Consider the following 17,732-nt stretch of genomic DNA (forward strand, 5'->3'; position numbering starts at 1 on the left):
CCTCGACCCGGGTCAGTCGGCCCAGGAGTGTTCGGCCCAGGAGTGTTCGGCCCAGGAGTGTTCGGCCCAGGAGTGTTCGGCCCAGCATCGTTCGGCCCAGCGGTCATCGGCCCAGCAGCCGCTCGCGCACCTCTCGTACGCGGCCGAAACGCGAGTGAGACGGGTCGGACCGGCTGGCCGCCTCCATCGTCATCGCGGCCAGCGCATCGAGAGCACCGTTGAGCATCAGCTTGGGCCGCATCGCATCGGGATTGACCCATTTCGCGTCCTCGGCCGGGCGCACCGGACGCAGTTCCTCCACGTCGCCGACGACGTGTACGCCACTGGTCGCGAGCCACTGGATCCACTCCTCGGCGCGGTCGTCTGCCCAGTCGAAGCGTTGCGGCGGGAGGCGTACGGGATCCGACTTGCGCGCACTCAGCAGATCATGGGCGAGCTTCTCGCGAATGAGTTCGTCGAAGGCCGCCTCGCGGCGTACGACCCGCTCCATGCGGCGGTTGAGTTGGCGCAGCACCTGGGTCTCGGCGACCCCCAACGACTTGTTGGCGCGGTGACTCTCCTCGGGGGCCCAGGCCGGGTCGATTTCGAAGGTCTCGCACATCCGGTGCCACAACAGGTCCTTGTTGGCGCGCAGCGCGGTGCCCGGCGGGACGGTGACGACGTGCACGTTGCGCAGCGGCACCGCTTGCGACCACCGCTCCAACACGGCCGGCAGATCGAAGGCCTTGTAGAACCAGGTCGAGCCCTGCTCCACCTTGTTGAGGAATCTGCGGAAGGGCCACTTGCGTCCCTGCTTGATGCTCTCCTGCCAGGCGGCGGGCAGTTGCCGACCGAGGTCGCGGGCCGAATAGACCACGTGTACATCGCGACCGCGCAGCCCGTCGAGGATCTTCTCGATCTGCTCGGCGGTGGCCGGCGCGAAGATCTCGTGGCTGATGACGACCGTGTGCCGCGAACGTGCGACCAGTTTGGTCATCGCGTCCCAGGCGCCGGCCGCGTGCCCGGTCGGACCGCCCCAGTCCTGCCCGAGCACGTCGAGCGCGGCGCGGAAGTGGAACAGGTCGGCGTCCACCTTGCGCGAGTTGGTCGGGAAGTCGATCCCGTGCTTGAGCAGGGTGTCGCGGTTGATGCTGAGTCGGTCCTGGACGTACGTCGTGCCGGTCTTGGGCGCGCCGATGTGCAGATAGACGCGTCGACTCATAGACCGGATCCTCTCACTCCGGTGAGCCGAGTGCGCGCACCACCGCACTCGGACTCGGCCGCCCTAGTTGCCCCGCCATCCAGGTGCTCGTCCGGACCAACGCGGGCAGGTCGACGCCGTGCGTGATCCCGAGGCCGTCGAGCATCCAGACCAGGTCCTCGGTGGCGAGATTGCCGGTGGCCGATTTGGCGTAGGGACACCCACCGAGCCCACCCGCGCTCGCGTCGAACGTGGCGATGCCCTCTTCCAGCGCGGCGTACGTGTTGGTCAGCGCCTGGCCGTAGGTGTCGTGGAAGTGCATCGCCAGCGACTCGCGTCCGACGCCGACTCTGTCGAAGGCCCCGATCAGTTTGCGTACGTGGCCCGCCGTGCCAACGCCGATGGTGTCGCCGATGCTGAGCTGGCTGGCGCCCAGGTCGAGCAGTCGGCGACTCACGAGCACGACCTGCTCGACCGGCACCGGGCCTTCCCACGGGTCCCCGAAGCACATCGAGACGTACGCCCGCACGTCCATCCCCGCCTCGCGCGCCCTCGTCACAGTGGGTGCGAACATCTCGAACTGCTGCTCCAGGCTGCGGTTGAGGTTGCGCTGGGCGAACGTCTCGGTCGCGCTGCCGAAGATCGCGATGTGGCGACAGCCGAGTTCGAGCGCCCGGTCGAGCCCACGTTCGTTGGGGACGAGAACGGGCAGGTCGAAGGCCGCCCCCGGTGGTTGAGGAGGCCGCGCAGCGGGCGTCTCGAAACCACGCCCCCCACCGGCCGTCTCGAAACCACGCCCCCCACCGGCCGTCTCGAAACCACGCCCCCCACCGGTGGTTGAGGAGCCCGCGTCAGCGGGCGTCTCGAAACCACGCAACAACCCCACCAACTCCGCCGCATCCGCCAACTGCGGCACCCACTTGGGGTGCACGAAACTGGTCGCCTCGACGATCGGCAGCCCAGCCGCGAGCAGCCGGCGCACGAACTCCGCCTTCACCTCGACCGGCACGACCGCCTGCTCGTTCTGCAGGCCGTCGCGGGGACCGACCTCATAGATCGTGACGCGTTCGGGGAGCCCGGGGCGGGGGGTGACCATCGGCAGTCCGTTCACGATTCGCTCACCTCGAACAGCATCGCGCCCAACTTGACCTGCTCACCCGGGGCCGCGCCGACAGCCGCGACGACCCCGTGGTACGGCGCCTTCAGGGCCAGTTCCATCTTCATCGCCTCCAACACGCCGAGGGTCTGACCAGAGGCGACCGCCTCACCTTCGACGACATGCACGGCGAGCACCGTGCCGGGCATCGGCGCGAGCAGGGTGCCATCGCTGACAGCCGCGGCGTGGTCGCCGAACGCATCCGGTCGCTCGAAGATGAAGCGTTGCCCCCGATGCAGCACCTCGACCGTCGCGCCGAGATCGCGTACGCGGCCCTCATGGCGTTCACCGTTGACCTCGACCGCGAGGTGGTGACCGCCAGCGTCTCGGCCACGGCCCAGGATGCGGGCCGGTCGGGAGTCCAGGGAGTCACGTCGCACCTCGATCAGTTGGTCGAGGTCGACCAGCGTGGCCGCTGCAGGAGCGCCCGAGCGCCAGCCGTCCGCGCGCCAGGGGTCGGGGTCGCCCGCCGAGTCGGGAGCAAGCGCGTACGCCGCCAGCGCCCGCGCGCCGTCGGGCTCCGGGGCGGCGACCTCGTGATGATCCAGCCAGGCCGTGTCGATCGTCGCCTCGGCGAACTCGTCGGTGGCCAGCAGCGCACGCAGGAAGCCGGTGTTCGTGGTCAGCCCGGCGATGTCGGTCTGGTCGAGCGCGGCGATCAGTCGACGTCGAGCGTCCTCACGGGTGGCACCGTGGGCGATCACCTTGCCGAGCATCGGGTCGTAGGCAGTGCTCACCTCCTGACCGGTGCGCAGTGCCGCATCGACGCGGATCCCGTCGCCGCGCGGCCAGCGTACGAAGGTCGCGACGCCCGCTTGCGGCAGGAAGCCGCCGAACGAGTCCTCGGCGTAGACGCGCGCCTCGATGGCGTGACCGTGGATGCCGAGTTCACCGGAACCGATCGACAACGGCTCACCGGCGGTGATCCGCAACTGCTCCTCGACCAGGTCGAAGCCACCTGTGATCGCCTCGGTCACGGGGTGCTCGACCTGGAGGCGAGTGTTCATCTCCAAGAAGTAGAAGTCGCCCGTCGCGTTGTCGAGCAGGAACTCGACGGTGCCCGCATTCACGTACCCCACCTGCTTTGCCAGGGACACCGCCGCGCTGGTCAGCCGCTGCCGCAGATCGGCGTCGATGGTCGGCCCGGGAGCCTCCTCCAGCACCTTCTGATGCCGCCGCTGTGTAGAGCAGTCGCGCTCGTAGAGGTGGATCACATTGCCGTGGGTGTCGCCCAGGATCTGCACCTCGAGGTGACGGCCCGACTCGACGTACTTCTCCACCAGCAGCGTGTCGTCTCCGAACGACTTGGCCGCCTCCCGCGCCGCCGCGGCGGCCGCCTCCGCAAAGTCCGCAGCGCTGGTCACCACCCGCATCCCCTTGCCGCCGCCCCCGGCCGCGGCCTTGACCAGCACCGGATAGGCGAACGTCTCCGGGTCGTCGGTCAGGGCGTACGACGGGACGACCGGCACGTCAGCTGCGACCGCGATCTCGCGGGCAGCATCCTTGCGTCCCATCGCGTCCATGACGTCGGCGCTGGGACCGACCAGGCGTACGCCAGCCTGCGCCAACGCGCGCGCGAACGGCGCACGTTCGCTCAAGAAGCCATAGCCCGGATGCACCGCGTCCGCGTCTGCCTCGACCGCAGCAGCCACCACCTCGTCGATGTCGAGATAGGAACTCATCCGGATCGCTCGGTCGGCGGCCTTGACGTGCGGCGCCGACACATCGAGGTCGGTATAGAGCGCGATCGTCTCGATGCCGAGCCGGCGGCAGGTGCGGAAGACGCGGAGCGCGATCTCGCCGCGGTTTGCGACCAACACGGACCGGATCGGTTGTGTCATGAGTACTCCTTCGTCATGCGTACACGGGTGGTTGAGGAGGGCGCAGCCCGTCTCGAAACCACACCCCCACCGGTGGTTGAGAAACCCGAAACCACGCCCCCACCGGTGGTTGAGAAACCCGAAACCACAGCCCCACCGGTGGTTGAGGAGCGAACGCAGTGAGCGTCTCGAAACCACGCTCCCACCCGCTGAACTCCTTCGTCGTTCATCGCTGCCCAAATCATTTGCGCGGTCACATCCGGAAGACGCCGTAGGACGGTGGTGGGGTCGGGCCGGAGCCCTCGCAGACCGCCAACGCCATTCCGAGCACGCGGCGCGAGTCGGCCGGATCGATGATGCCGTCGTCCCACAACCGCGCGGTGGCGTAGTAGGGCGAGCCCTGGTGCTCGTACTGCTCGCGGATCGGCGCCTTGAACGCCTCTTCCTCGTCCGCGCTCCACTCGCCTCCCCCGGCCTCGATGCCGTCGCGCTTCACGGTCGACAACACCGACGCAGCCTGCTCGCCACCCATCACCGAGATCCGCGCGTTGGGCCACATCCACAAGAAGCGCGGGTCGTACGCCCGACCGCACATGCCGTAGTTGCCCGCACCGAACGAACCCCCGATCACCAAGGTCAGCTTCGGTACGACCGAGCTGGCGACCGCCGTGACGAGTTTGGCGCCGTCGCGCGCGATGCCCTGGTTCTCGTACTCCTTGCCGACCATGAAGCCGGTGATGTTCTGCAAGAACAACAGGGGTACGCCGCGCTGGTTGCACAACTCGACGAAGTGCGCACCCTTGCGCGCGGACTCGCTGAAGAGGATGCCGTTGTTGGCCACGATCCCGACCGGGCGGCCCATGATGTGCGCGAAGCCGCACACCAGTGTCTCGCCGTAGAGCCGCTTGAACTCGTGTAGCCGTGACCCGTCGACCAGACGCCGGATCACCTCGCGCACGTCGTAGGGCGTACGCGTGTCGGCGGGGACGACGTCGTAGAGCGACTCGGCCGGCTCGTGTGGTTCGTCGAATGTGGTTTCGAGACGCTCACTTCGTTCGCTCCTCAACCACCGATCACCGCCGGTGAACGAGGAAGGGCCAGCCCCGCCGGTGGTCGAGAACGGCGCAGCCCCGCCGGTGAACGAGGCCGGGCCCGCCCCGCCGGTGAACGAGGAAAGGCCCGCCCCGCCGGTGAACGAGGCCGGGCCAGCCCCGCCGGTGAACGAGGAGCGCCCAGCCCCGCCGGTGGTTGAGGAGGGGCGCAGCCCCGTCTCGAAACCACCACCTGGCAGCGTCGCCACGATCGACCGTACGATCCGCAGCGCGTGCGCATCGTCGTCGGCAAGATGGTCGACCACCCCGGACGTACGCGCATGCACGTCGCCACCGCCGAGCTCCTCCGCGGTCACCACCTCGCCCGTCGCCGCCTTCACCAGCGGCGGCCCCCCGAGGAAGATCGTGCCCTGCTCCTTGACGATCACGGTCTCGTCCGACATCGCGGGGACGTACGCCCCACCGGCCGTGCACGAGCCCATCACCGCGGCGATCTGGGGGATGCCGGCCCGCGACAGATTGGCCTGGTTGAAGAAGATCCGGCCGAAGTGTTCGCGGTCGGGGAAGACGTCATCCTGCATCGGCAAGAACGCGCCGCCGGAGTCGACCAGGTACACACATGGCAGTCGGTTCTCGGCCGCGATCGTCTGCGCGCGCAGGTGCTTCTTGACCGTCAGCGGGTAGTAGGTGCCACCCTTCACCGTCGCGTCGTTGGCCACGATCATGCACAGTCGGCCCTCGATCCGGCCGATGCCCGCCACGACCGACGCACTGGGCACCGCGAAGTCGTCTCCGGCGCCGCCGTACATCCCGAATGCCGCCAGGGGCGCCAGCTCGAGGAACGGCGAACCCGGGTCGAGGAGCCGATCGATCCGGTCGCGTACCAGCAGCTTGCCCCGCCCGGTGTGCTTGGCCCGGGCGGATTCAGAACCGCCCTGACGGACCTTGGCGAGCGTGGCTCGCAACTCCTCGGCGAGCGTACGGAGCCCCACAGTAGGCGCAGTCATGCCCGCCAGGTTAGCGATCGTTAACCACGCGGTCCAGCCCATCACCCTCGATCCGGGGGTCAGCACCCGGGACATCACTCGCACGATGACCTAGCCTGCGGCGAAGACCTAGGAGTGTGCGATGCCCGATCCGCTGCGCCTCGTCCTCGCCGAGGACGGCGACCTGTTGCGCGCCGGCATCCTCGCGCTCTTCGAGGCCTTCCCCGAAATCGAGCCGGTCGGGGTCGCGCGTTCGTACGACGGTCTGCTCGCCGCCGTCGAAGAACATCGCCCCGACGTCGTGTTGACCGACATCCGGATGCCTCCGGACCTCTCCGACGAAGGGATCCGGGCCGCTAACCAGTTGCGGCGTACGCATCCTGATCTGGGCGTCGTGGTGCTGACGCAGTATGCCGACGTCGAGTACGCCCTCGACCTGATCGCCGACGGAAGCCAGGGACGCGGCTATCTGCTGAAGGAACGCGTCGCCGACGCGACGCAACTGATCGCCGCGCTGAAGTCAGTGGCCGCGGGCGGGTCGGTGATCGACGAAACCGTGGTCGCGTCGTTGCTCGAGGCCGGCAGTCGTCGCGAGAGTTCGCACCTGGCCGCACTGACTCCGCGCGAACTGGAGGTCCTGACGCTCGTGGCCCGCGGCTTCAGCAACGGCGGGATCGCCGAGGCGCTGGTGGTGGGCGACAAGGCGGTGGAAAAGCACATCAACTCGATCTTCCTCAAACTGGAACTTCCCGCGGGATCGCAGACACATCGACGCGTCGCTGCCACACTGATCTTCCTGACCGAGGCCGGAGTATCCGGCGGAAACTTGAGAAAAGCCGTGTGGTGATCACGCTCCCCTTCCTGGCCGGACTTCCCACGCGGCTGCGCAACTTCTATGTCGCCAACACGCTCGCGATCGCCCTCTCGGTGCTGGGCCTGCTCATCGGCGAGTTGTTCCTGCACAGTTGGCACCTCGACCTCAGCCTCCTCACGGTCGCGGCGGCGCTGGCGATCTCAGTGCTGGCCCTGCCGCTGATCCGCCGCGGTGGCGTGCAGATCGCGGTGCTCGCCCTGACGCTCTCGTCTGCGGTCTTCGCGTTCGCGGGCGTCGTCGTCAACCCGTTCGTGGCACCGATGGCGGTGCTGGTGCTCCTCGTCCCGTTGCTGCTCGCCTTCCCCTATCTGCCTGCCCGGGCTGTCAGCCTCGGTGTCGGCTTCGCGGTCGTGTCGACCGCCGCCGTGGCGGCGCTGGCCGAATGGCGTCGCGACAGCGAGCCCGGCCCGTCGACACCGACCGAAGTGGTCGTACTCCTCCTCTTCACCCCCCTCATCGCGGCCGTACTGACCTACGAGGTGCACGCCCTCTATCGGGAGATGAAGCACCAGGCCGAGGCACTCGTACGATCACGCACGCAGGTCGGTGACGTCGCGATCGCGGCGCGCAAGAGCCTCGAGCGCGATCTGCACGATGGCGCGCAACAACGGCTGATCGGACTGACCGTGCAGAGCCGACTGGCCCGCAATGCACTGGCCAAAGGCGACCTGGGCGACGTCGACGAAATCCTGGCAAGGCTTGCCGCCGAGTCGCAGGCCGCCGTCCAGGAACTGCGCGACCTCGCCCAGGGGATCTATCCGCCCTTGCTGACCGAGCGCGGTCTAGGACCCGCGCTCAAAGCCATCGCGCTGCGGACACCGATCCCGTGCGTGCTGTTTGTCGAGAAGTTGCCGAGGTACGCCCCAACACTCGAAGCGGCGATCTATTTCTGCATCCACGAGGCGCTGCAGAACGCGATCAAGCACTCCGACGCCACCGAGATCACCATCCAGATCCGCGGCGTGCCCGCGCTGGAGTTCGCGGTGATCGACAACGGTCGCGGCTTCGATGCTTCTCGCAACCGCGAGCACGGCGGCCTCAGTGGCCTGGTCGTACGCCTCGACGCGATGGGCGGCGAACTCACCGTGACCTCACGCCCAGGCGGCGGGACCACCGTACGTGCGGTGATCCCCGACCTGCAGGCGGTTAGCGACCGCTAACCTGGCGTGGTGAGCCGGCGCCAGCAGATCCTCGACGTCGCCGCCGACCTCTTCGCCAGACGCGGTTTCCACGGCGTCTCGGTGACCGACCTCGGTCAGGCGTGTGGCATCTCCGGCCCGGCGCTCTACAAGCACTTCGCCTCCAAGGAGGCGATCCTGGCGCAGATGCTGGTCTCGATCAGCGAGGAACTCCTGGCCGTCGGGCTCTCCCGGGTCACCGCCGCGCCCGGACCGACCGAGGCGTTGCGCAGGCTGGTCGACTGGCACGTCGACTTCGCCCTGAGCCACCAGGCGCTGATCGTCGTCCAGGATCGCGACTGGCAGTCCCTACCCGCCGAGGCACGCGAACGCGTACGCGCCTTGCAGTTGGAGTACGTCGACCTCTGGGCCGATCAACTGCGACTCCTGCAACCCGACCTGCGTCGAGATCGCGCGCAGGCGATGGCGCACGTGGCGTTCGGTCTGATCAACTCCACCCCGCACAGTGGCCGGCTCGCACCCGAGGCGATGCACGGCCTGCTGTACGAGATGGCGTTGCGTGCGCTCGGGGTCGACTGACTGGTCAGCTGCGGCGCCCCAGCGCGCGTACGACCTGACGACGACGCTCGCGCAGACCCCAAACCGTGACCCGCTGCAATGATTCGCGGGCCACGTCGGGCGACATCTTCGAGTCCCCGCGCTCACGTTCGATGAACTCGATCGGCACCTCACGGACCACGAAGCCGGCTTGCAGTGTCCGAAACGTCATGTCGGTCTGGAAGACATAGCCGGTCGACTGCACCGTCGCGAGGTCGATGGTTTCGAGGACGCGGCGGCGGAAGAGCCGGAAGCCGGCCGTGGCGTCACGTACGGGCATGCCGAGCAGGACGCGTACGTAGATGTTGGCGCCGCGAGAAAGCGCCTCGCGAAACTTGGGCCAGTTCACCACCGAGCCGCCCTTGACCCAGCGTGCACCGATCACCAGGTCGGCGCCTTCGAGACCGGCGCGCAGCCGATGGAGTTGCTCGGGCTGATGGGAGCCGTCCGCGTCCATCTCGCCGATCACGTCATAGCCCTTTCCGAGGGCGACCCGGAAGCCGTGGAGGTACGCCGCGCCGAGGCCCGCCTTCTCCGTACGGTGCACCACCGAGACCGCCGCGTCCGCTGCGGCCAGCCGATCCGCGACCTCCCCGGTGCCGTCCGGTGACCCGTCGTCCACGATCAGCACGTCGACGTCCGGCTCGGCTGCCCGCAGCCGGCCCACGATCCACGAGATGTTCTCGGCCTCGTTGTAGGTCGGGATCACCACGACCGTACGGAGGGGGTCGGACACGGCACTCCTTCGTGGCTCGGCGGTTGTCGAGCGGACCGCAGTCCGCTCAACCCCCGGAGAACCGGGTGCTTAGCGGACAATTCAGGGGCTGAGCCCGCCCAGGCTAGCGGGTCGGGCCATGGCACCGATTCGCGCCTTTGGTCGGGGCTTGGCTGAGGGGTGCCTGGGTATTCTCGGCCACATGAGGAGGCTCGGCCCGGTGCTGGCCGTGGCCTTGGTCGCGGCCCTCCTCGGCATCGGCGGGGGGATCCTCACCGCCAAACTGCCCGGCGAGGAGCAGGTCTCCGAGCACCCCGAGCGCTTGACCCCCGAGCAGGATCCGCAGGGCTTCGGCGGCGAACTGCGCAACCTGGCGTGCGATCCCGCCGGCCGCGAGACGATCGTGGCGGTCGGGTGGGGCAACCTGTACGGCTCGATCAACCCGCCGCTGCAACAGTGGCCGGGCTCGCGCTACCTCGACACCCGCGAGTCCTGTCGTACGCAGTGGCCCGAGATCGACGGTCAGGTGCCGCGCTACGTCGTCTACCTGCCGACCTTCCCCGATGCGGCCGAGGCCTGTGCCGAGCGGATGACCGCCGCGCACGTGGGGGACTTCGCCACGACCCTTCGTGAAGGCAACACCGTGCCGGTCGTCTGCCCGTGCGCGATGTCGCCCGAGGCGATGCCCGAGCTTCGACCGTACGTCCGCCTGAGCACGCAGTCGCGGATGTTCGCCGACTCCTACCGCCGGATGCTCACCGATGCACAGTTCCTCCAACCCAACCGCGAGGTGCCGCGCGGCCACTTCGGTCGCGACCTCGAAAGCGCGACCCGCGACCTGCAAAGCGACAATGGGCTGATGCCGTCGGGCATCGTGGATGCTCAGACCTGGGCCACGATCCAGTCCGAGGCCTGCGAGTTGTACGACTTCTAGACATGCATCACCGCCCCTCGGGAAGGAAGCACGTTGGACATCCGCCGCCACACGCTGTTGTGTGCCACCGCCCTCGCGACCGGTTTGGCGCTCACCCCGGTCACAGCTGCTCAGGCACTGCCGTGGGGACTGACTCCCGTCGCCACGGTGGCAGGGGCAGCCGACACCTGGAGTGCCGCCGCCGACACCGTCGGCAACTCGGCGGTGGCCTGGGTAGTGGGCAATCGGGTCTGGGTCAGCACCCGCAGTGTCGGCTCGCTGATCTGGGAGGCTCCCACCCCGGTCAGCGCCGACCCTGCGGTCGACGCGAGCGTCGGCACGGTCAGCAACGTGGACATCGACTCCAGCCCCAACGGACACCTCGCGGTGGTGTGGACCCAGACTCCTCCTGCCGGATCGGCCGACCCGGACAGCGAGATCTGGCAGACGCAACGACCCCGCGGCGGCAGTTTCGTGGCTCCGCGTGCGGTCGTGTCCAACCAGAACGACGATGATCACGCGCAAGTCGACATCGGCGCCGGCGGCGAGGCTTGGGTGGTATGGCTCGGCAAGACCAACGCTGAAGGCGAGTCAGTCGTACGCGCGACCTCTCTCGACGCCACCACCGGACCAGGCGGCATCCGGGCGCTCAGCCGCGAGCAGGGGACGTACGCCGACCTGCGCCTCGCGCGCGGCAGCGGCGGGGCCCTCGTCGCGGCCTGGCGTTGGAGCGACCCGGCCGACACCACCCACAAGATCCTGGCCATCCGGCGCAATGCCGGCTCGTGGGGCACCCTGACGGCGACCCCGCAGGCTCCGGTGATCCTCGACCCTGCCGTGGCGGTCGACGGTCAAGGTCGATCGTGGATCGGGTGGAGTCAGGGCCTCAGCGCCGAGACCGCAGTGCCGTACGTCACCACGTTCGACACCGTGCTAGGTGCGCTCACCCCGCTGGGCGCGACGCCGGGTCGTGGCCTCGATCTCGCGGCCAACGCGACCGGCGTGGGCGCGGCGACCTGGGTAACACCGACCGGATTGGGCTATGCCGACCTCTCCATGGCCAGCGCGCCGACCGCCACGATCCTGACACCGGGTGTGGGCGTGTCGGCGGGCGACGTCGCGATCACGGACTCCGGCACGGTGATGCTCGGATACGCGCCCGCCGGTCAGGCCCAGGTCGTCCTCGGCCTGCGCGGACCGGGTGAAGGCTTCGACTTCCGTTCGGTCGGGGCAGTGCCAGATGCCCGGCCACTCGTACTGGCACGCGCCGACCAGGCGATCGGTGTCTGGGCCGGGGCCGCGGGCGGCCCGGTGCAGGCCACCGTGGCCGACCTCTCGATGCCGACGGCCGCCCACCTGACGGCTCCGTTGCGTCCCTTCAACCTCGGCTTGCGAATCGCTGTCGGGTGGGTCGGGGCCGACTCTGTCTCGCCGGTGACCTACACCGTGACGGCGGCTCGCGGTGACTACAAGACCGGCGCAGGCGCGCCGTTCGTCTGGCAGTCGACCGCCGCCACGAGCGCCGCGTTCCCGGCTCGGAGGGGCGAGACGGTGTGTTTCACCGTGCAGGCCGCGGATGCCGCGGGCAACCTGAGCGCGGTCTCTTCGCAGCGATGCACGGCGACCCCGATCGACGACCGGGCGTTGACGCGCAAGAAGCTCAAAGGCAAGGCGGTCTGGAAGAAGCGCAAGCAGAACGGCCACTTCCGGCGCACGTACGTCACCACCTCACAGCGCGGCGCCAAACTGACGCTGCGGGGTGTGCGCGCCAGCCGCATCGCGCTGCTGGCTCCGCGCAAGCGGGGCTACGGCAAGGTCGAGGTACGCCTCGGGAAGACGCTGTTGGGTGTCGTGGATCTGGGGCGCCGTCACCCCGGAGTCGCCAAGCAGCAGATCATCGAGGTCGGCGACGCCTTCGCGTTGCGCTCGGGCAATCTCAAGATCAAGGTGCTGAGCAAGAAGAAGACGGTGCGCATCAACGGGGTGTTCGCCTACGGTGCCTGATCCAGCTGATCGAGCAGGAGTTGGGCAGCATGCGAAGCAGCCACGGCGGCCTCCAGGTCGGCCGTGATATCGCTCGGGTCGCCTTGTGCTGAGCCGACTTGGGAAGTGACTGCGGGGCGGGCCTCGTGCAGCGCCGCGAGCAGGGCCGCGCGGCCCATGCCCCGCAGACTGAGCAGCACGAACGGGTCCTGATCCAGCAGCCAACCGAGCTGATAGCCCAACGCCAGGGCATGTACGCATGGATCGACCCAGGAATCACAGCCGCACGACCAGGCAAGTTCCCCGCCGAAGGGCACGAGTTCGACGCCCACCTCTTCCGCATGCTCGACCAAGGCGTGCGGCAGGTCACCGCGCAACAGCGCCGCGAGGTGGCCGGTCTGGGCCGACACGACTTCCACGAACGCAGCCGATGCGGTCTCGTCCAGGACCTCCAGCGCGAGCGTCACCGTCAGGGATTCGTCATGTACGCAGACCGCGCGACCCGAGCCCACCCCGAGGGAGCCCAGGCGACCCGATCCGGCGAGCGCACGGGCCGACTTCAGGTCCGCCTCGTCGTACGCCGACTCCTCCACCGCCCGGACCCAGGCTTTTGCCCACCAGGTGCGCGGTCGGACCGCCCCACGACGTGCCGCGAAACGCGGATGGCTGACTAGCTCGCTCACGTGTCGTCCGGGCGATAGTCGACCAGGTCGCGCAGTTCGGCGTCACTGAGTTCGGTCAGCGCCGCCTCACCAGCGCCGAGCACCGCGTCGGCGAGCCCACGCTTGCGGGTGAGCAGTTCGGCGATGCGTTCCTCGATGGTGCCCTTGGTGATCAGCCGGTGCACGAACACCGGCCGGGTCTGGCCGATCCGATAGGCGCGGTCGGTGGCCTGCTCTTCGACCGCGGGGTTCCACCAGCGGTCGACGTGGATGACGTGGTCGGCGCGGGTGAGGTTGAGGCCGGTGCCTCCCGCCTTGAGGGACAGGATGAAGACCGGCGGCACGGCGGCGGTCTGGAATCGCTCCACCATCGCTTCGCGCTGCGCGACGGAGGTGCCGCCGTGCAGGAACTGGTGCTCCAGCCCCAGTCCGCTCAACTGTCGCTCCAGCAGGCGTCCCAACTCGACGTACTGGGTGAAGAGCAACACGCCGCCACCCTCGGACACCACGGTGGGCACGAGTTCGTCGAGTGCTTCGAACTTCTCAGATCGACCGGACAGTCGTGGGTTGGCCTGTTTGAGGAACTGGGCGGGGTGGTTGCAGATCTGTTTGAGGCCCGTGAGCATCGCCAGCACGAGACCACGACGCGCCTCGGGTTCGGACCGCTGGATCCGCTCCAGGCAATCTCGGGTGAACGCTTCGTAGAGCACGACCTGTTCGCGGGTGAGCGCGAGAGGGTGGTCGGTCTCGGTCTTGGCCGGGAGTTCGGGTGCGATGCCCGGGTCGGTCTTGCGCCGCCGCAGGATGAACGGCTCGATGAGGTCGGCGAACTGTCGGGCCTTCGTGGGTTCGTCGCCCGACTCGATGGGGCCGGCCCACACCTTGCGGAAGGCCAGTCGGCTGCCGAGCAGGCCTGGGATCGACCAGTCGAGGATCGCCCAGAGGTCGGTCAGATTGTTCTCCACCGGGGTGCCGGTCAGCGCGACCCGCGTGTTGCTCTTCAACTTGCGAATCGCGCGCGCGGTCGCGGAGCGAGGGTTCTTCAGGTGTTGCGCCTCGTCGGCGACGACCAGGTCCCACTCGACCTTCGCCAGCGCACCTTCGGCGGCCAGATCCGCACGCAAGGTGCCGTAAGTGGTCAGCACGATCGTGGATGCCGAGGCCTTGAAGAGCGTCGTCTCGGTGGCGTCGAGGCCCGTGAGGTCACGACGCGAACCGTGGAACCGGCGTACGGCCAGCGTCGGCGCGAACCTCGCCACCTCACGCTCCCAGTTGCCCAGCAGCGACGTGGGGCAGACCACCAGCGTCGGGCCGGCACCGGGCTCACGGTGCCGGTGCAGGTGCAGGGCGATCAGTTGCAAGGTCTTGCCCAGCCCCATGTCGTCGGCCAGGCACGCCCCGAGGCCCAGGGAGGTCAGCTGCGCCAGCCAGGTGAGTCCGTGGCGTTGGTAGTCGCGCAGGGTGGCGTTCAAATCGGCCGGCACCTCGATCGGCTCGGCTTTGGAGATATCGCGCAGGCGGTCGCGGACCTTGAGCAGCGAGGCCCCCACCACGACTTCTTCCGTCTCGTCTGCGATCTCGACGACGCCCGTAAGTGCTGCGGCGATGGCCTCCGCCGGCCTGGCGGTGCGGATCAGCCGACGCTTGGCCAGTTTCGCGATCGCGGGAGGCACCGTCATCCAGTTGCCGCGCAGCTTGACCACCGGCGAGGCGGCATTCGCGAGGTGGTCCATCTCGTCCTCGGTGAGGGGGTCCCCGCGCACGGCGAGTTGCCAGCGGAACGCGAACAGTTCGTCGGCGCCGAACATCGGCTTGTTGAGCGGCGACTCGTGCTGGTCGGGTCGACCGCGAGCATCAAGAGTCGCCTTGGCGGTGAGGTCTCGCCCCAGCGTGCGCGGCCACAACACGTCGACACGCCGAGCCTCCAAGGCGCCCACCCCCTCGTCGAGCAGGCTGACCAACTCGTCGGTGTCGAGGGTGATCTGATCCGGCACCCGCATCTCCAGCAGCCGCTCCAGCGGTGCCCACGCGTCTGCGGCGTTGCGCAAGGCGAGGGTGGCGTGCGTACGCGCCCTCTCGCCGAAACCGTGCGTGCCGCCCGGATCGAGCCACAGATCGGCCGCGTCGGCCAGGTGCAGCGCGTTGTGCTCGTCATGCACCTGCGGAATCAGCCGCACGCAGCCGCCGAGCAGTTCTTCCTCGTCGGCCTCGATGCGCAGGCTGAGCGCGACCAGGTGCGGCCTGGTCGCATCATCGGCCGCGGGTCGCTTATAGCGGGCCAGCCGCTGTTGCAGCGGCCCGGAGAAGTCGGTCGTACGCGGCTGCTCACGGCTGACCTTGGCTGCCGGCGGTTTCGGGGCCAGGGTGTCGGCCACCGCATCGAGCACCTGGCGTACGAGTGCCTCCGCCTGCGTGACGTCCAACCCCTGTCGCTGCGCGCTCTCAGCGAGTTGGACGACCCGATCCTCCTCTTCCGCAGGCAGGTCAGCGACCCGCCACGTCGCGTCGGGACCGGGCTCGCAGTGTCCGGCCGCGAGCAGCCGCAGGCCGAGTTGGACCGACCCGGCGAGCAGTCGGGTCTGCGGGGCCAGGTCGTCGCGGCGCTGGGCTTTGCCGAGGATCGGCAGGGCGGCGCGCATCGGCAACGAGAAGGTCCGCCGGTCGTCGGCGAACTCCACCGCCGAGTCCCGCGGCGGCGTACGCGCGGTAAAGGTCACCCGGCCCGTCACGGGAATCACCTCAGCCGCCATGGCACCTCGCTCACTCACTCACGCAGTCACGCAGTCACGCAACTCACGCACTCAGCAAGAGACGCTAACGCTCACGACCGACATCGAGTTCCCCACCGCCTCTGCGCTCACCGTTCGACTGGCCGAAACTCGACTGGCCGAAGAACTGCGGCCAAGGGAGGGCACTCGTTCACTTTGATCCCGCTTCCGGCCGCAGTTCTTGGCAGCCGTCGGGTGACCGGCGGCACAGCAGCGACGATTGAATGTTGGACCGGGTCCGGCCGTACCTTTTTTCCTTGTGACCAATGAGATTGACTTCGATGAGACGCCGGGCGCGAGCGACCCGAGTCGCGACCCGCATCTGCCTCACGAGGAGAAGCTCGACAAGGGCGTCCTGATGACGGCCGGTGTCGTCGTCCTCGGCGCGATCATGTCGATCCTCGACATTACGGTCGTCTCGGTCGGTCTGGAGACGTTCCAGCGCGAGTTCGAGGCCACCGCGGCCGAGGTCGCGTGGACGATGACCGGCTACACGCTGGCGCTGGCCACCGTGATCCCGATGACCGGATGGGCGGCAGACCGCTTCGGCACCAAGCGCCTGTACCTGATCGCGGTCACCCTCTTCACGATCGGCTCGGTGCTGTGCGCCACCGCCGGTGACCTCAACCAGCTCGTGCTCTACCGGGTCCTCCAGGGTCTGGGTGGCGGCATGCTGATGCCGCTGGGCATGACGATCTTGACTCGCGCCGCTGGCCCCGAGCGCGTCGGTCGCGTGATGGCGATCATGGGCATCCCGATGCTGCTGGGCCCGATCTTCGGTCCCATCCTCGGCGGCTGGCTGATCGACTCCGCCTCGTGGCACTGGATCTTCCTGATCAACCTGCCGATCGGCATCCTGGCGCTGGTGTACGCCTGGTTCGTGCTGCCCAAGGACGAGGTGCACCCCTCGGAGAGCTTCGACTTCGTCGGCATGCTGCTGCTCTCGCCCGGCCTCGCGCTCTTCCTCTACGGCGTGAGCTCGATCCCCGGCGCCAAGCAGGAGCACGGCACCCCGTGGACCACCGAGGTCATCGTCACGATGATCGCCGGTGCCCTGCTGACCGCGATCTTCGTACCCTGGGCGCTGCGCAAGTCCAACGAGCACCCGCTCGTCGAACTGCGCCTGCTGCAGAACCGCAACATGACCGTCGCCCTGATCGCGATGTCGCTCTTCGCGATCGCGTTCTTCGGCGCCTCGCTGCTGTTCCCGCTCTACTTCCAGCAGGTCCGCGGTGAGGACGCGCTGCACGCCGGTCTGCTGCTGGCGCCCCAGGGTGTCGGCGCGATGATCACCATGCCGATCGCGGGCTTCCTGGTCGACAAGATCGGGCCGGGCAAGATCGTGATGACCGGCATCGCCATCATCACCGCGGGCATGGCGATGTTCACCCGGATCGGTGCCGACACGTCGTACGTCTACATGCTCTCGGCCTTGTTTGTGATGGGTCTGGGTATGGGCGCGACGATGATGCCGATCATGACTGCGGCCCTGGCCACGCTCACCGACCACAACATCGCGCGCGGTTCGACGCTGCTCAACATCCAGCAGCAGGTCGCGGCCTCCATCGGCACCGCGCTGTTCTCGGTGATCTTGACCAACCAGTTCGTGAAGTCCGATGCCATCAAGACCGCGACGGGCCTCGCGCAGGCCACCCACGGCAGCGAGGACCCCAACGTCCTGGCCGAGGCCGCGGCCAAGATGGGCCTCGACCCGACCACGCTGCCGGCGCTGTTCAAGCAGGCCAATCTCGACATGGCCGACGGCTTCGCCACGGTCTTCGTGGTAGCCACCGCGCTCGTCGCGTGCTGCTTGATCCCGGCGTGGTTCCTGCCGCGCAACAAGGTCGAGCCCCTCGATCCGTCGGCGATGATGCACTGATCATTCGG

Annotated in this window: 13 protein-coding genes; 6 read left to right on the forward strand and 7 right to left on the reverse strand. The window is 68.5% G+C overall.

Annotated elements, in window-relative coordinates; all coding sequences use genetic code 11:
- Positions 1 to 103 precede the first annotated feature (103 nt).
- The 4 genes from V9G04_18805 to V9G04_18820 all read right to left on the reverse strand — a co-directional run bounded on the left by V9G04_18805 (position 104) and on the right by V9G04_18820 (position 6,215).
- Complete coding sequence (locus V9G04_18805) at positions 104 to 1,201, reverse strand: hypothetical protein (GenBank protein ID MEI2715277.1); 1,098 nt, start codon at positions 1,199 to 1,201, stop codon at positions 104 to 106.
- A 13-nt stretch (positions 1,202 to 1,214) separates the two neighbouring features.
- A complete protein-coding gene (locus tag V9G04_18810) occupies positions 1,215 to 2,276 on the reverse strand; it encodes a hydroxymethylglutaryl-CoA lyase (GenBank protein MEI2715278.1) in 1,062 nt (353 codons plus the stop codon).
- An 11-nt stretch (positions 2,277 to 2,287) separates the two neighbouring features.
- Complete coding sequence (locus tag V9G04_18815; protein MEI2715279.1) at positions 2,288 to 4,177, reverse strand: biotin carboxylase N-terminal domain-containing protein; 1,890 nt, start codon at positions 4,175 to 4,177, stop codon at positions 2,288 to 2,290.
- Between the two features lie 232 nt (positions 4,178 to 4,409).
- Positions 4,410 to 6,215 carry a carboxyl transferase domain-containing protein gene (locus V9G04_18820; GenBank protein MEI2715280.1) on the reverse strand — a complete coding sequence of 602 codons (1,806 nt, stop codon included), beginning with the start codon at positions 6,213 to 6,215 and terminating at the stop codon, positions 4,410 to 4,412.
- A 121-nt stretch (positions 6,216 to 6,336) separates the two neighbouring features.
- Here V9G04_18820 and V9G04_18825 point away from each other — a divergent pair, with 121 nt between their 5' ends.
- The 3 genes from V9G04_18825 to V9G04_18835 are packed head-to-tail and all read left to right on the forward strand — an operon-like array spanning position 6,337 to position 8,786.
- Positions 6,337 to 7,041 carry a response regulator transcription factor gene (locus V9G04_18825; protein MEI2715281.1) on the forward strand — a complete coding sequence of 235 codons (705 nt, stop codon included), beginning with the start codon at positions 6,337 to 6,339 and terminating at the stop codon, positions 7,039 to 7,041.
- The gene (locus V9G04_18830) at positions 7,038 to 8,228 is read left to right on the forward strand and encodes an ATP-binding protein (protein MEI2715282.1); all 1,191 of its coding nucleotides are present in this window, start codon (positions 7,038 to 7,040) and stop codon (positions 8,226 to 8,228) included. The genes V9G04_18825 and V9G04_18830 overlap by 4 nt, the downstream gene beginning before the upstream one ends.
- A 9-nt stretch (positions 8,229 to 8,237) precedes the next feature.
- Entirely contained in the window at positions 8,238 to 8,786 is a 549-nt protein-coding gene (locus tag V9G04_18835) for a TetR/AcrR family transcriptional regulator (protein MEI2715283.1), read from the forward strand.
- A gap of 4 nt (positions 8,787 to 8,790) precedes the next feature.
- Here the strand turns inward: V9G04_18835 and V9G04_18840 are convergent, their stop codons facing one another.
- Entirely contained in the window at positions 8,791 to 9,540 is a 750-nt protein-coding gene (locus tag V9G04_18840; GenBank protein ID MEI2715284.1) for a polyprenol monophosphomannose synthase, read from the reverse strand.
- A gap of 181 nt (positions 9,541 to 9,721) precedes the next feature.
- Between V9G04_18840 and V9G04_18845 the strand changes: the two genes are divergently transcribed.
- Complete coding sequence (locus tag V9G04_18845) at positions 9,722 to 10,453, forward strand: peptidoglycan-binding domain-containing protein (GenBank protein MEI2715285.1); 732 nt, start codon at positions 9,722 to 9,724, stop codon at positions 10,451 to 10,453.
- Between the two features lie 33 nt (positions 10,454 to 10,486).
- On the forward strand, positions 10,487 to 12,436 hold the full coding sequence (locus V9G04_18850; GenBank protein ID MEI2715286.1) for a hypothetical protein: 1,950 nt from the start codon (positions 10,487 to 10,489) through the stop codon (positions 12,434 to 12,436).
- Here V9G04_18850 and V9G04_18855 read toward each other — a convergent pair.
- Both V9G04_18855 and V9G04_18860 read right to left on the reverse strand, forming a co-directional pair.
- Entirely contained in the window at positions 12,424 to 13,098 is a 675-nt protein-coding gene (locus V9G04_18855; protein MEI2715287.1) for a hypothetical protein, read from the reverse strand. The genes V9G04_18850 and V9G04_18855 overlap by 13 nt on opposite strands.
- Entirely contained in the window at positions 13,095 to 15,806 is a 2,712-nt protein-coding gene (locus tag V9G04_18860) for a DEAD/DEAH box helicase (GenBank protein MEI2715288.1), read from the reverse strand. Before V9G04_18860 ends, V9G04_18855 begins: the two co-directional genes overlap by 4 nt.
- A 298-nt stretch (positions 15,807 to 16,104) precedes the next feature.
- On the opposite strand from V9G04_18860, the gene V9G04_18865 reads away from it, so the two are divergent.
- On the forward strand, positions 16,105 to 17,724 hold the full coding sequence (locus V9G04_18865; GenBank protein MEI2715289.1) for a DHA2 family efflux MFS transporter permease subunit: 1,620 nt from the start codon (positions 16,105 to 16,107) through the stop codon (positions 17,722 to 17,724).
- Positions 17,725 to 17,732: the final 8 nt, after the last annotated feature.

Source organism: Nocardioides sp. (genome assembly GCA_037045645.1).
Lineage (GTDB): Bacteria > Actinomycetota > Actinomycetes > Propionibacteriales > Nocardioidaceae > Nocardioides.

Excerpts from the sequence above, each read along its gene's own strand:
- V9G04_18805 (MEI2715277.1), bottom strand. The coding sequence starts at position 1,201 with ATGAGTCGACGCGTCTATCTGCACATCGGCGCGCCCAAGACCGGCACG.
- V9G04_18810 (MEI2715278.1), bottom strand. The coding sequence starts at position 2,276 with ATGGTCACCCCCCGCCCCGGGCTCCCCGAACGCGTCACGATCTATGAG.
- V9G04_18815 (MEI2715279.1), bottom strand. The coding sequence starts at position 4,177 with ATGACACAACCGATCCGGTCCGTGTTGGTCGCAAACCGCGGCGAGATC.
- V9G04_18820 (MEI2715280.1), bottom strand. The coding sequence starts at position 6,215 with ATGACTGCGCCTACTGTGGGGCTCCGTACGCTCGCCGAGGAGTTGCGA.
- V9G04_18825 (MEI2715281.1), top strand. The coding sequence starts at position 6,337 with ATGCCCGATCCGCTGCGCCTCGTCCTCGCCGAGGACGGCGACCTGTTG.
- V9G04_18845 (MEI2715285.1), top strand. The coding sequence starts at position 9,722 with ATGAGGAGGCTCGGCCCGGTGCTGGCCGTGGCCTTGGTCGCGGCCCTC.